Origin of the sequence: Pseudomonas sp. GD03862, assembly GCF_029840855.1 — a bacterium.
Taxonomy (GTDB): Bacteria; Pseudomonadota; Gammaproteobacteria; order Pseudomonadales; family Pseudomonadaceae; genus Aquipseudomonas; species Aquipseudomonas alloputida.
The window spans coordinates 94,306-108,040 of record NZ_JAOCDI010000019.1; the positions used below are offsets into that span (position 1 = coordinate 94,306).

The window sequence follows — 13,735 nt, forward strand, 5'->3', positions numbered from 1 at the left end:
TTTGTTCCCGTGAGCGGCATTGTACGGTTCTCCTTTGGTGCGTAAGAGGATGTATCGCTTTTCAGGTCATGTCTGTAACCCCACGCAATAGTGTTCACCCCATACCAGCCTTAAGTTTTCTGAGGCTATTAAGCGTGATCAACTGATTAAACTGCGTGATGGCTGATAGGGCTGCCAGGCAGGTCCGCTACCGACGGGGTGCAGCGCGAATGCGAGTGGGCAACAACCGACATTGTCTTTGCGCGGCCGCTGGGTTTATTCACTGGAGGGAGCGTAGCGGGCGCAGTGTGGGATGCAACATTGGTCGCGGAGTCTTTGTGTTTTCCAGCAAAACCCGCAAAATTATGGCACTCTGCCAGGCCTCGCTAGCCTTCTGGCTCGACTTGTACCCGTACCGTGGCATCTGCCCGGCACGCCTGCCTGACCGTGAAACGATGAACATCCCTAACTTCAAGAAGTTGTTTATGCCTGATATTTCAGCAGACGCAGCCAGCCTTATCCATGCCATAGCCTCTGCCACTGCGGTAATCGCTGCGCTGATCGCCGCCAGTGCGATGATCATTGCCCATATGACCTCGGATGTAAAAAACCAGCAAGCCGAAGTGCCCGTTTCCCGTGGGGCGCAGGCGGTTACTGTCGTCCACGAGTCGGACGTGCAGGCCAGGCTGGAGATCGAGCAACTCATTGAGCAGAACGATGCGCTCAGGGCCGAACTGGAGCGCGAGAGGGCCGAGCGGTTGAAGCTGGAAGCCAGCCTGAAGCCCAGAGCGCTGACGCCGCAGGCGCATGATGCGTTCAAGGCATTGGCGGGCGAGCTGAAGGCTAAGACGCTGGCGCCGGTGGTGTTGCTGAATATCCACAAAGATGACAAGGAAGCTGTGCGCTTTGCCAAGGAAATTGCCGTTGCGCTGACCAAGGCGGGTGTGCAGGTTCAGATCAAGCAGCTGCCCCTGCAAAAGCACAATACCGGTACCCAGGTGGTCGTTTATGCCGGGGTGGGCGGTGACGAGCTTGAGCGGGCATTCAAGACCGCTGATTTTGCCTCGGATATCAAACGCTCGGGGCAGAGCCCGCGGGTGAAGGTGGATGATGGGGATGCAATTGCCATTTCGGCGTTTATCAGTGTTTATCCGCGCAGTGAGATTTGAGCGGCGGGTGGGGGCTGTGATCTTGTAGGCATGGGGTGGATGGCACCGGCGGTGCCGGTGTTCGCGGGCGCGCCCGCTCCCACAGTGTGGGGGGGGCTTGGCCAATGCAGTGGTTTGCCCTCGCCACGTCTGGCCTGATGAAGCCCATTTCTTCTGACGGCAAGCGAGGCATAGCCTCGCCTGGTCTCGCGTCATTCCCTTCAGTGGTGCCTGTTTTTCGCAATCTCGATGTCGTTCATCAGGGCTTTTGCGGTGGCCAGCAGGTAATCCGCTGCGCCCAGCATCTTGTGGTCGTCTTCCATGTCACCTTCGCGTACCAAGTGCTTGCAGTAGCCCAGCAGGACGGAGACGTGTTCATAGGCGTCATCGACGGGGATGCCGGGTTGGACGCGCAGCAGGTCCAGGGTGGGGTTGCCGGCTTCGAGGAAGGTTTCGATGCCTGCGGTGAGGAGGGGGGATTGGTTGTGGTTTTTCATGGTGAGAACCCAGTGCGTTGACAGAACCCACCACCTCGATCTTTCTCACGGACAAAGGTGGCAGCCATTGCGCGGGGTGAGAAACCGATGCACTGAAAACGGCCAAGCCGAAGCTTGCCCGCGAATGGCTGCCATTGAACAGTAGAGCAGCAGTGCACAACGGGTTCTCACGCCCGGTCACCAACATGGCGACCCGGTGACGTTATCCCTGAGGCATTTCCCCGACAATTCAGCTGCTTCTGACTGGCGCGTAGGATAGTTCGCTTGGTTGTCCGAGCTGAAGAGGTGGGGCGGGGTTTCAGGAAAGTCTGACGTGAGGAATGTGCATTCCAAGGCAAATATCTTCGCGGTGATTGTTGACTGTTGTTGGGGGGGCACGCGGAAGGGGGGCTGCTGGCCAGTTTTTACTGGGGGTTCAGGGGAGGGCGCGGCTGTCGTATTCGCGGGTGAACCCGCTCCTACATTGAGCGGTGGGGGGTGTTCCAGGTGGCCAGGGCTTCGCGGATGCGCGCGCAGGCTTTGCCATCGCCATAGGGGTTATGGGCGAAGCTCATTTCGCGATACGCCGCCTCATCGGTCAGCAAGGTACTCAACGCCCGCACAATCGATGCCACTTCGGTGCCCACCAGCTTGACCGTACCTGCCGCCACGGCTTCTGGGCGCTCGGTGGTGTCGCGCATCACCAGCACCGGTTTGCCCAGGGCCGGTGCTTCCTCCTGAATGCCACCCGAGTCGGTCAGAATCACATAGGCTCGGGTCATGAGGTAAACGAACGGCAGGTAATCCAGCGGTTCGACAAGGTGGATGTTGCTTACATCCCCCAACAGCCGGTTGACCGGCTCGCGCACGTTGGGGTTGAGGTGGACCGGGTACACCACGTCCAACTCGGGGAATTGCCGCGCAGTCTGCACCAGGGCCTGGCAGATGCGCTCGAAGCCGCCACCAAAGTTCTCGCGCCGGTGGCCGGTGACCAGCAACAGTCGGCGTTCGGCTGCCAGGTAGCTGAAGTGGCTGGCGAAACGGGCCTTCAGCGCGGGGCTTTGCAGCTTTTGCTCCACCTCCAGCAAGGCGTCGATCACGGTGTTGCCGGTGGTGAAGATGTGCGCCGGGTCGGTGCCTTCGCGCAACAGGTTGTCGCGCGAGGTGGCGGTGGGCGCGAAGTGCAGCGCGGCAAGGGCCCCGGTCAGGCGCCGGTTGCCTTCTTCGGGCCAGGGTGAATACAGGTTGTTGGTGCGCAGGCCGGCTTCTACATGGGCAATGGGGATTTGCTGGTAGTAGGCCGCCAGGCTGGTGGCAAAGGTGGTGGCGGTGTCGCCGTGCACCAGCACCACGTCGGGCTTGAACGCAGTTAGCACCGGTCGGATGCCTTGCAAGATGGCGGTGGTCACACCGGTCAGGTCCTGGCCGGCTTTCATGATGTTCAAGTCGTAATCGGGGCTGATGCCGAACAGCTCCAGCACCTGGTCGAGCATTTGCCGGTGCTGGCCGGTGACGCACACGCGGGCTTCGAAGCGGCTGTCCTGGGCCAGTTGCAGGGCTAGCGGGGCCATCTTGATGGCTTCTGGGCGGGTACCGAAAACAGTCAGGGTCTTGAGGGGCACGGCAGTGATCCTCTTGCTCGGGTCCTTGAAGCAGGCCGGTTTCCATTGCTCAAAAATCTAGCAGGCGGGCAATGGCGTGCCAGTTTGTCGGGGGGAGGCTTACCGACTGGGGGGAGGGCGGTTTACCGGGCGGGCCTTGTTCGGCGGGCGTTGTAGGAGAATGGCCGGGCAGTGGTGGGCAGCGGGTATCGGACAAACGGGGATTTGGCTACAGGCACTAGGCCAGGGTCTTGTGCGTTCAGGGCCGGGCCGAGCGGGGCGGAAACGGCCACGGTTTGTGGGTGGGCGAAGTTGAGCGTTTTGCTGACCGATTCGGTAACCATTCGCCGGGGTAGTTGGGTATTGTGCGGCCGGGTTACCCGCTAGGGTTGGTTGCGCAGCCGAAGGAAAGCGGTTGCTGGAAAATGACCAACCCAAGGAGTGTTGACCATGCGCAATAACGTTCTGTCGTACCTGCTGCTGCCGCTGTTCGCCAGTCTGTCGTTCTCCCTGAGCGCCGCCCCGGCCAGCACCATGGCTATGCCCGAACCGGTGCCGGTGGTGGCCCAGGCCCAGGCCCAGCAGGCGCCAAGGCTGGACTTGAACACGGCGGATGCACTCACCCTGCAAAAGGAGCTGAACGGCATTGGCAAGGCCAAGGCGGAGGCTATCGTGGCCTACCGTGAGGCCAATGGGCCGTTTGCTTCGGTGGATGAGCTGCTGGAGATAAAGGGGATAGGCAATGCGTTGCTGGAGCGCAACCGGGACAAGGTGATGGTGGAGTAAGCGGGCAGGGGCCGGGGTGATGCCCTGGCCCGGCCTTTAGCGGTCCTGCGCGTCCTTGGCATCCGCTTCGGCATTACGCTCATGGACCTTGCGCAGTTGTTCTTCGGTCAGCGGCAGTTTCTTGGCCGTGTCGCGCAGCAGCATCAACCCGCCGACAATCGAGCCGAGGGCTATGATGAGTATCAGCCAGGCATACCAGGGCATTGTCGTTCTCCTTAGATCGGGCCGTGGGCAACGGTTACATGAATTTTGAGCAATTGCCCGTTCCGTTGGTTCAATTATAGGTGCCAGGCCTTGTTGGGCCAATTCCGTGACCTGCGGGCCCCAAAGCCTGCGCCACTTCGTTTACAATGCGCGCCGTTTTCGACTTGCCAAGAGACCCTGCCCATGTCCGCCTGCCAGACGCCCCTGATCGTCGCCCTGGATTTCCCTACCCGTGAGGCCGCCCTGAAGCTGGCTGACCAGCTTGACCCTGCGCTGTGCCGGGTGAAGGTTGGCAAGGAGCTGTTCACCAGCAGCGCTTCGGGCATTGTCGAAACCCTGTGTGACAAGGGCTTCGAAGTGTTCCTGGACCTCAAGTTCCACGACATTCCCAATACCACCGCCATGGCGGTAAAGGCTGCCGCCGAGATGGGCGTGTGGATGGTCAACGTGCATTGCTCCGGTGGCCTGCGCATGATGGCGGCCTGCCGTGAAGAACTGGCCAAGCGCAGCGGCCCGCAGCCGTTGCTGATTGGCGTGACCGTGCTGACCAGCATGGAGCGTGAAGACCTGGCCGGCATTGGCCTGGATGTCGACCCCCAGGAGCAAGTGCTGCGTTTGGCGGCGCTGGCGGAAAAAGCGGGTATGGACGGTTTGGTGTGCTCGGCGCTCGAGGCCCCGGCACTGAAGGCGGCGCACCCCTCGTTGCAATTGGTGACCCCGGGCATTCGCCCGGCGGGCAGCGCGCAGGATGACCAGCGCCGTATCCTCACCCCGCGTCAGGCACTGGATGCTGGTTCGGACTACCTGGTGATCGGCCGGCCGATCAGCCAGGCTGCAGACCCTGCGCAAGCGTTGGCAGCGGTGGTAGCGGAGATCCGTGGGTAATTAACCTGCGGCTGTCCAGCAAGGGCCTGTGCCGAACCACCGATGCCTGTGTCGAACCCCTGATGTGGCTGCACCCCCGATCCGTGTGTAGGAGCGGGTTTACCCGCGAATACGGTAGCGGCGGCAACGGTGAACGGCCGGTGGAAATTGGCCAGCAGACCCGGCCCTTTCGCGGGTGAACCCGCTCCTACGACGGGCTGTGCTGGGCCATCGAGGTGTGTCACCGCGAATACGGTGGCGGCGGCAACGGTGAACGGCCGGTGGAAATTGGCCGGCAGGCCCGGCCCTTTCGCGGGTGAACCCGCTCCTACGACGGGCTGTGCCGAGCTATCGATGTGTGTCCCCCGTGAATACGGGGGCGGCGGCAACGGTGGACGGCTAGTGGAAATTGGCCGGCAGGCCTGGCCCTTTCGCGGGTGAACCCGCTCCTACGACGGGCTGTGCCGAGCCATCGATGTGTGTCCCCCGCGAATACGGGGGCGGGGGCAACGGTGGACGGCGGGTGGAGATTGGTCGGCAGGGCTGGCCCTTTCGCGGGTGAACCCGCTCCTACGACGGGCTGTGCCCAGCCACCGATGTGTGTCACCGCGAACACGGTGGCGGCGGCAACGGTGGATGGCCGGTGGAAATTGGCCGGCAGGCCTGGCCCTTTCGCGGGTGAACCCGCTCCTACGACGGGCTGTGCCGAGCCATCGATGTGTGTCACCGCGAATACGGTGGTGCCGGCAACGGTGGACGGCGGGTGGAGATTGGCCGGTAGGCCTGGCCCTTTCGGGCCACCGATGCCTGTGTCGAACCATTGATGTGGCTGCGCCCCCGATCCGTGTAGGAGCGGGTTTACCCGCGAATACGGTGGCGGCGGCAACGGTGGACGGCCGGTGGAAATTGGCCGGCAGGCCCGGCCCTTTCGCGGGTGAACCCGATTACAAGGGCCTGTGCCGGGCCATCGGTGGCGTGCAGGGGCGTTTAAACCTTCAACACCAACTTGCCAAAATTCTCCCCACTGAACAGCTTCAACAAGGTCTCCGGGAAGGTTTCCAGCCCTTCCACCACATCCTCTTTGCTCTTCACCTGACCACTGGCCAACCAGCCGGCAATCTCCTGCGCGGCCTTGCCGTAGTCCTTGGTGTAATCCATCACCACAAAACCTTCCATGCGCGCGCGGTTCACCAGCAGCGACAGGTAGTTGGCCGGGCCTTTCACCGCTTCTTTGTTGTTGTACTGGCTGATCGCGCCGCAAATCACGATGCGTGCCTTGAAGTTGATGCGCGTCAGCACGGCATCGAGGATGTCGCCGCCCACGTTGTCGAAGTACACGTCCACGCCTTTGGGGCATTCGCGCTTCAGGCCGGCCAGCACGTCTTCGGCCTTGTAGTCGATCACGCCGTCAAAGCCCAGTTCGTCCTTCAGGTACTGGCACTTTTCGGCACCGCCGGCAATGCCGACCACGCGGCAGCCTTTGATCTTGGCAATCTGCCCGACAATGCTGCCCACCGCACCGGCCGCGCCGGAAATGACCACGGTGTCGCCAGCTTTGGGTTGGCCGACCTCCAGCAGGGCGAAGTAGGCGGTCATGCCGGTCATGCCCAAGGCTGACAGGTAACGGGGCAGGGGGGCCAGCTTGGGGTCGATCTTGTGCAGGCCCTGGGGCTCGCCGGTGAAGTAGTCTTGCACACCGAGGGCGCCGCTCACGTGGTCGCCGGGCTGGTAGCCGGGGTGATTGGAGGCAACCACCTCACCCACACCCAGCGCACGCATTACCTGGCCCAGGGCCACGGGCGGGATGTAGGACTTGCCTTCGTTCATCCAGCCGCGCATGGCCGGGTCCAGCGACAGGTACAGGTTGCGCACCAGTACCTGGCCTTCGCCGGGTTGTTCGGCGGGTACGGTCTCGAAGCTGAAGTCGTCACGGCGCACGGCGCCGACCGGGCGTTTGGCAAGCAGGAAGCGGCGGTTGGTCTGGGTCATGGCGGGTCCTTGTGGGCGGTGGAGGGCGTAAGGCGTTCAATCTACCTTGTTGATGAAGACGGTTCCTTAAAATCACTGACAAGCATGGTAGCCCAACCGTTGCTGTGATGATGCTGCCCGGCCGAGCGGTGGCTGACTATGCTCTGAACCCCACCCAACCCCTCACAGGAGCACGCGATGAGCATGACCTTTTCTGGCCAGGTAGCCCTGGTGACCGGCGCGGCTGCCGGCATCGGCCGGGCAACCGCCCTGGCGTTCGCCCACGAGGGCATGAAAGTGGTGGTGGCCGACCTCGACCCGGTCGGCGGCGAGGCCACCGTGGCGCAGATCCACGCGGCGGGCGGCGAAGCGCTGTTCATTGCCTGCGACGTGACCCGCGACGCCGAGGTGCGCCAGTTGCATGAGCGCCTGATTGCCGCATACGGCCGGCTGGACTACGCCTTCAACAACGCCGGGATCGAGATCGAGCAACACCGCCTGGCCGAAGGCAGCGAAGCGGAGTTCGATGCCATCATGGGCGTGAACGTGAAGGGCGTGTGGTTGTGCATGAAATATCAGTTGCCCTTGTTGCTGGCCCAAGGCGGTGGGGCCATCGTCAATACCGCGTCGGTGGCGGGGCTTGGGGCGGCGCCAAAGATGAGCATCTACAGCGCCAGCAAGCATGCGGTCATCGGCCTGACCAAGTCGGCGGCCATCGAGTACGCCAAGAAGGGCATCCGCGTGAACGCCGTGTGCCCGGCCGTGATCGACACCGACATGTTCCGCCGCGCCTACCAGGCCGACCCGCGCAAGGCCGAGTTCGCCGCAGCCATGCACCCGGTGGGGCGCATTGGCAAGGTCGAGGAAATCGCCAGCGCCGTGCTGTACCTGTGCAGTGATGGCGCGGCGTTTACCACCGGGCATTGCCTGACGGTGGATGGTGGGGCTACGGCGATCTGAGTGGATGCCGTGCGGGCTGCTTTGTGGGCAAGCCCGCCCCTGACAAATGCGATCACCAGGCCAAAGCCTACGATGTCGCGTATGGACAGGAGGGGCGTGCCCAGGCCGTTCTGAGCAAGCCGGGCAGCCAGCCGGCCACTCGGCTAAAAGCTGACGCCTATTTTCAGGCCGTACTCGTCACGGGTTTGTTCGTCCGAGTCGGTCATCAGGAACTGCCCGTCCAGTTCATAGTTGTAGCGGCTGAAGTAAAGCGAAGCGTATACCGGCACAGTACCGTGTTGGTTGAACAGCACGCTAAGTTCGGCAAAGGGGTTGGTGGTATCTTTCAAATCAACCTCTTCGTTGCTGACGCCATGTATTTTCAATTGCGAATCGCCATTGATAACCTGGCGTATGCCCGCTTCGAAACGCAAGGTGGCATTATTGAAGCGGTAATTGTACCCCGCCGCCAGTTTGGCGAACGGCGTGCGGTTGGTAAGGTCGACATCATGGCGACTGGTATTGGGTTCCAACCGGTTCCACTTGTAGCCGGCGCCCAGCAGCAGGTCGACTGAATGCCGTTCGGCCAGTGCCAAGCGCCAGCCCAGGTCCAGGTCGGCCTGGCCGTCCTTGAGCTTCTGGTCATGCTGTTTCGAGTACATGCCGCTGGCTTCGGCCTGGTAAACAAGGCCTTGCCTGGCCGTCATCTTGTTGCCGTAGTTAATGAATAAGCCACCTTCGGGCATATCTTCGGTTTCATTATTACGGCCGTTGAGTTCCAGTTGGGTGTAGCTCCCTTGTAGGCCAAGGGTGAACAACGGGGCGGTGGAAGTTTCGGCATAGCCAACGGTTGGCACAGTAAACAGCAGCAACGGGGTGACCACAGCAGTAAACATGGCTGTTTTCATTGCAAACTCCAGGGTGCACTGCAGGTCCGGAGAACGGGCCAGTTACCGATCACGATAGCGACGTTTTTATTGTGTGCAGGGGTGTTTAAAAAAATTTCAATACCCCACTTTTGGCGCAAATTTAATGGCGTCAATAGTGTTCGATAAAGTGTGGATTGGAATAAATGAATGTTTTACTTGCGTCGATTTAATATGGGCAGGTACCGTCGCAGGTTGAGGGACGGGCTATCATTGATGGCCTAGTGATATCTTTTACAGCTGGCACTGAAAGCGACCCTTTTGCAGCCAAAAACGACAAGACATAGCTATTTGACACTATTCTGACGCCAGGCCCTTGTTCATTGGCAGATAACGTTGCCACCCTTAGCCTTCGGGATAACCTCACTGGCTGAAAGGGGATCGGCGATGGGCACGAGCAAGCACGGTGTGCTGGCCAACCTGGGCATGGCCCGCAAACTTGGCCTGGGCTTTGCCTTGGTGCTGCTGCTGACGCTGGCGGTGGCGGCTATCGGCGTCGTGGCGTTGCAAAGCGTTGGCCAGCGCTTCGACAGCTTGCGTCAGCTGGCCCAGTTCAATACCGACTTGCTGCGCTTGCGCGAGCATGAGCAGGCGTTTGCCCTGCGCTCCGACATGCAGCAGGCCGACGCTTTGCGTGGCGGCCTGCAGGGTTTGGTTGAACGCGCCCGAGGCCTGCCGGCGCTGGCGGCGGCGCAAACCGATCTCGCCGCCTACGGCCAGGCATTCGAAGCCTTTGTCGAGGCCGTGCAAGCCAAGGAGCTGGCGCTGGACATGGCCAGCTGGTCGGTGTCCAACGTGTCCAACAACCTTGATGTGCTGCAGGCCGGCCTGGCCGATGACGGCGTGTACACCCTCAAGCAGTCCCAGGGCCAGCAGGGTGGCGAGTTTCTTGAGCAAGCCGCGCAGGTGGCCCAGGTGTCGCGGCTGATGCTGCAGGCCATGGACGAAGCACGGGTACGCCTGGAAAAAAGCCGCAAGGGCGAGGAGGGTGTGAGCCAGGAGCGTATTGCCCAGACGGTGGAGGCCGCTGGCCTGGTCAGCCAGTTGCAAGGCGCGGTTGGCGATGCCGGTTACCAGAGTGTGTTGGGCGAAGTGGCGGGGCACATTGGCAGTTTCTCGGAAAAACTCAACGAATACACCGATCAGCTGGCCCGCGAGCAGGGGCTGAAGGCGCAGTTGCAAGCCAGCGCCGAGCGGGTTACCGGGCGTGTCGACCAAGCCTATCTTGGGCAGGAGCAGGCCCTGCAAGGCGAGCTGCAGCGCAATGCCATCGCCATCGGCCTGGCCACGGCGCTGGCGTTGCTTGTCGGCGTGTTGGCGGCCTGGCTGATTACCCGCGCTGTGGTCGGCCCGTTGAAGCATGTGATCGCCCGCGCCCAGCGCATTGCGGCGGGTGAACTGGGCTTCGACGCCCAGGCGCCGCGCCGGGATGAGGTGGGGCAACTGATGCAGGCCATGCAGCAGATGGCGGCGGGGCTCTCGGGCATTGTCAGCGGCTTGCAGCAGGGTATCGAACAATTGGCCGGCAGCGCCCAGGCGTTGTCAACGGTGACCGAGCAGACCAACCGTGAGGTGGGCAGCCAGAAGGAGGAAACCGAACAGGTGGCGACCGCCATGCAGCAGATGACTGCCACCGTGCACGATGTGGCGCGCAATGCCGAGGAGGCGGCGCAGGCAGCCCAGGCCGCGGACGAGAAGGTGGACACCGGCCAGCAGGTGGTGCGCCAGAGCATGCAGCGCATCGAGCAGCTGGCGTCGGCGGCAGAAGCTGCCAGCGCCGGCATCGACAGCCTCAGTGCCGAAATCCACACCATTGGTGACGTGCTGGAAGTGATCAAGAGCGTGGCCGAGCAAACCAACCTGCTGGCGCTGAATGCCGCCATCGAGGCTGCCCGCGCCGGCGAGCAGGGGCGCGGCTTTGCCGTGGTGGCCGATGAAGTGCGCGCGCTGGCGCGGCGTACCCGGCAATCCACCGAACAGATCGAAACCTTGGTGGCCAGCCTGCGCGGCAATGCCCAGCAGTCGGTGGCGCAGATTCGTGGCAGTACCGAGCTGGTGCGGCTGGCCGTGGCCGATGCACTGCAGACCGAAAGTGCGCTGGGCAGCATTGCCGCAGCGGTGTCATTGATTCAGCAGATGAACCAGCAGATTGCCGCAGCCGCCGAGCAGCAGAGTTCGGTGGCGGAAGAGATCAGCCGCAGTGTCACGCAGATTCGCGGCAGTGCGGACCAGGCGGCATTGGCGATGCAGGACAATGCCCGGTCCAGTGTCGAGCTGGCGCAGCTGGGCACCGATTTGAAGGGCATGGTGGGGCATTTCAGGTTGTAATCTCGTTGTCTGTGCCGGCCCATTCGCGGGTTTTGTGATTTCCCGTCGTAGGAGCGGGTTTACCCGCGAAGAGGCCACCACAGGCAACAACAACCCTCACCCCCTGCGCGGGTTAAGAATCACCAAAGCCAACACCCCCGCCACAATCCCCCAGAACGCCGAACCAATCGAGAACAAGGTCAGCCCCGAAGCGGTCACCATAAAGGTGATCACCGCTGCCTCCCGCTCACGCGCCTCGTTCATGGCCACGGTCAAACCGTTCATGATCGAACCAAACAGCGCCAGTGCCGCAATCGACAGCACCAGTTCTTTCGGCAATGCCGCGAACAGTGCCGCCAAGGTGGCCCCGAATACCCCGGCAATGCCGTAGAAAATCCCGCACCACACCGCCGCGGTGTAGCGTTTGCCCGGGTCTTCATGGGCATGCGGCCCGGTGCAGATCGCCGCGCTGATCGCCGCCAGGTTGACCCCGTGCGAGCCGAACGGCGCCAGCAGCAGCGAGGCAAAGCCAGTGGCCGAAATCAGCGGCGAGGCCGGTACCTGGTAGCCGTCGGCACGCAGGACGGCCACGCCGGGCATGTTCTGTGAGGTCATGGCCACCACGAACAGCGGAATGCCGATGCTGATGGTTGCCGCCAGCGAGAAGCTTGGGGTGGTCCACACCGGCTTGGCCACTTCCAGGTGGAAGCCGCTGAAGTCCAGCAGGCCCAACGCGCCGGACAATGCCGTGCCCACCAGCAGCGCGGCCAGCACGCAATAGCGCGGCGACAGGCGCTTGACCAGCAGATAGCTGAAGAACATGCCCAGCACCAGCAACGTGCGGTGCTGCGCGGCCACGAAGATTTCGCTGCCGATCTTGAACAGGATGCCCGCCAGCAGCGCCGAGGCCAGCGAGGCCGGGATGCGTTTGACCAGGCGCTCGAAGCTGCCGGTCAGGCCGCACACCAGCACCAGCAAGGCGCAGGTGATGTAGGCGCCAATGGCTTCGCCATAGCTGACCCCACCCAGGCTGGTGATCAGCAGCGCCGCGCCGGGGGTGGACCAGGCGACGGTGATCGGTGTGCGGTAGCGTAGCGACAGGCCGATGCTGCATACCGCCATGCCGATCGACAGCGCCCAGATCCAGGACGAGATCTGCGCGGTGGTCAGCCCGGCAGCCTGGCCGGCCTGGAACATCAGCACCAGCGAACTGGTATAGCCGGTGAGCATGGCAATGAAGCCGGCGACCACCGCCGAGGGGGAGGTGTCTGCCAGGGGCCGCAGGCGTGCGGAAGTGGCATCGGTCATGAATAAAATCCTTGTAAAGGTGTAAGCAGTTTTTTCAGACTACAGCGAGCAAGGTTGATCCTTGCCATACAGCGGCCATTGCTTTTAGCCGTACAGTCGCCAAATATTGGGCGCAATTGCGAAACTGCTTTGCAGGGAGGGTCGATGTACAAGGTTTATGGCGACTACCAGTCGGGTAACTGTTACAAGGTCAAGCTCATGTTGAGCCTGCTGGGCCGGCCGTATGAATGGCACCCGGTGGACATTCTCAAGGGTGAGACCGAAACGCCCGAGTTTCTGGCGATGAACCCTAACGGCAAGGTACCGGTGCTGGAACTGGAAGACGGTAGCTACCTGTGGGAGTCCAACGCCATTCTCAACTACCTGGCCGATGGCAGCGAGTTCCTGCCCAGCGAGCCGCGCCTGCGTACCCAGGTGCTGCAGTGGCAGTTTTTCGAGCAGTACAGCCATGAGCCGTACATTGCCGTGGCGCGGTTCATCCAGTTCTACCTGGGGCTGCCGGACGAGCGCCTGGACGAGTACCGCAAGTTGCACAAGGGCGGCTACAAGGCGCTGAAGGTGATGGAGCGACAGTTGCAGATGACGCCTTACCTGGTGGGTGAGCAGTACTCGATTGCCGATGTGGCGCTGTATGCCTACACCCATGTGGCGCAGCAGGGCGGGTTCGACCTGGCAGAGTACCCGGCGGTAAGGGCCTGGCTGGAGCGGGTCAGCAGCCACCCGCGGCATGTACCGATGGTGGGTTGAAAACCGACCTATTTTCCAGGCGCTTGCGCAATCGTTGTGGGAGCGGGCGTGCCCGCGAACACGGGCGCAGCCCGTGCCAACCACCGCAGTGCCTGCTTCGCGGGCTCGCCCGCTCCCACAAGGGATCTGCAGCGTCAGTCAGATGGCGGCAAACCGCTTATTCCGGCGGTTAGGGTCTGGCTTGAGCGGGTCATCAGCCACCCGCGGCATGTGCCGATGGTGGGCTGAAAACCGACCTGTTTTCCAGGCGCTTGCGCAATCCTTGTGGGAGCGGGCGTGCCCGCGAACACGGGCGCAGCCCGTGCCAACCACCGCGGTGCCTGCTTCGCGGGCTCGCCCGCTCCCACAAGGGATCTGCAGCGTCAGTCAGATGGCAGCAAACCGCTTATTCCGGCGGTTAGGGCCTGGCTTGAGCGGGTCAGCAGCCACCCGCGGCATGTGCCGATGGTGGGTTGAAAACCGACCTGTTTTCCAGGCGCTTG

At 62.3% G+C, this 13,735-nt stretch carries 12 protein-coding genes and 1 pseudogene; 7 read left to right on the forward strand and 6 right to left on the reverse strand.

All coding sequences use genetic code 11. The annotated features are described in order from the left end of the window. The first annotated feature begins 317 nt into the window (after positions 1–317). Positions 318–1,148 (forward strand): hypothetical protein, encoded by an 831-nt coding sequence (locus tag N5D53_RS14550; RefSeq protein WP_347881666.1) that lies wholly within the window; start codon positions 318–320, stop codon positions 1,146–1,148. A 200-nt stretch (positions 1,149–1,348) separates the two neighbouring features. Here N5D53_RS14550 and N5D53_RS14555 read toward each other — a convergent pair whose 3' ends face one another. Beyond that, the gene (locus N5D53_RS14555; protein ID WP_104962323.1) at positions 1,349–1,624 is read right to left on the reverse strand and encodes a DUF3077 domain-containing protein; all 276 of its coding nucleotides are present in this window, start codon (positions 1,622–1,624) and stop codon (positions 1,349–1,351) included. Between the two features lie 458 nt (positions 1,625–2,082). Beyond that, positions 2,083–3,225, reverse strand: a complete 1,143-nt coding sequence (wecB, locus tag N5D53_RS14560; RefSeq protein WP_104962322.1) for a UDP-N-acetylglucosamine 2-epimerase (non-hydrolyzing) — start codon at positions 3,223–3,225, stop codon at positions 2,083–2,085. A 429-nt stretch (positions 3,226–3,654) separates the two neighbouring features. On the opposite strand from wecB, the gene N5D53_RS14565 reads away from it, so the two are divergent. Then, positions 3,655–3,990, forward strand: a complete 336-nt coding sequence (locus N5D53_RS14565) for a helix-hairpin-helix domain-containing protein (protein WP_104962321.1) — start codon at positions 3,655–3,657, stop codon at positions 3,988–3,990. Between the two features lie 36 nt (positions 3,991–4,026). Here N5D53_RS14565 and N5D53_RS14570 read toward each other — a convergent pair whose 3' ends face one another. Further along, the gene (locus N5D53_RS14570) at positions 4,027–4,194 is read right to left on the reverse strand and encodes a DUF2897 family protein (protein ID WP_010952850.1); all 168 of its coding nucleotides are present in this window, start codon (positions 4,192–4,194) and stop codon (positions 4,027–4,029) included. A 183-nt stretch (positions 4,195–4,377) separates the two neighbouring features. On the opposite strand from N5D53_RS14570, the gene pyrF reads away from it, so the two are divergent. Then, positions 4,378–5,079: an orotidine-5'-phosphate decarboxylase gene (pyrF, locus tag N5D53_RS14575; protein ID WP_010952851.1), complete on the forward strand. Its 702-nt coding sequence runs from the start codon at positions 4,378–4,380 to the stop codon at positions 5,077–5,079. A 966-nt stretch (positions 5,080–6,045) separates the two neighbouring features. Here pyrF and N5D53_RS14580 read toward each other — a convergent pair. Next, positions 6,046–7,047 carry an NADP-dependent oxidoreductase gene (locus N5D53_RS14580; RefSeq protein ID WP_014591984.1) on the reverse strand — a complete coding sequence of 334 codons (1,002 nt, stop codon included), beginning with the start codon at positions 7,045–7,047 and terminating at the stop codon, positions 6,046–6,048. Between the two features lie 177 nt (positions 7,048–7,224). On the opposite strand from N5D53_RS14580, the gene N5D53_RS14585 reads away from it, so the two are divergent. Then, on the forward strand, positions 7,225–7,986 hold the full coding sequence (locus tag N5D53_RS14585; RefSeq protein WP_064491201.1) for an SDR family oxidoreductase: 762 nt from the start codon (positions 7,225–7,227) through the stop codon (positions 7,984–7,986). Positions 7,987–8,129: 143 nt separating this feature from the next. Here N5D53_RS14585 and N5D53_RS14590 read toward each other — a convergent pair whose 3' ends face one another. Beyond that, complete coding sequence (locus tag N5D53_RS14590) at positions 8,130–8,873, reverse strand: outer membrane beta-barrel protein (RefSeq protein WP_104962318.1); 744 nt, start codon at positions 8,871–8,873, stop codon at positions 8,130–8,132. Between the two features lie 405 nt (positions 8,874–9,278). On the opposite strand from N5D53_RS14590, the gene N5D53_RS14595 reads away from it, so the two are divergent. After that, entirely contained in the window at positions 9,279–11,219 is a 1,941-nt protein-coding gene (locus tag N5D53_RS14595; RefSeq protein ID WP_010952854.1) for a methyl-accepting chemotaxis protein, read from the forward strand. Positions 11,220–11,315: 96 nt separating this feature from the next. On the opposite strand, the gene N5D53_RS14600 is transcribed toward N5D53_RS14595, so the two are convergent. After that, positions 11,316–12,506 (reverse strand): benzoate/H(+) symporter BenE family transporter, encoded by a 1,191-nt coding sequence (locus N5D53_RS14600; protein ID WP_104887196.1) that lies wholly within the window; start codon positions 12,504–12,506, stop codon positions 11,316–11,318. Between the two features lie 144 nt (positions 12,507–12,650). Here N5D53_RS14600 and N5D53_RS14605 point away from each other — a divergent pair, with 144 nt between their 5' ends. Both N5D53_RS14605 and N5D53_RS14610 read left to right on the forward strand, forming a co-directional pair. Beyond that, positions 12,651–13,253 carry a glutathione S-transferase family protein gene (locus tag N5D53_RS14605; RefSeq protein ID WP_104887197.1) on the forward strand — a complete coding sequence of 201 codons (603 nt, stop codon included), beginning with the start codon at positions 12,651–12,653 and terminating at the stop codon, positions 13,251–13,253. 390 nt (positions 13,254–13,643) lie between these two features. Next, positions 13,644–13,709: pseudogene (locus N5D53_RS14610) on the forward strand (glutathione S-transferase family protein); the annotation flags it as partial. Positions 13,710–13,735 lie beyond the last annotated feature (26 nt).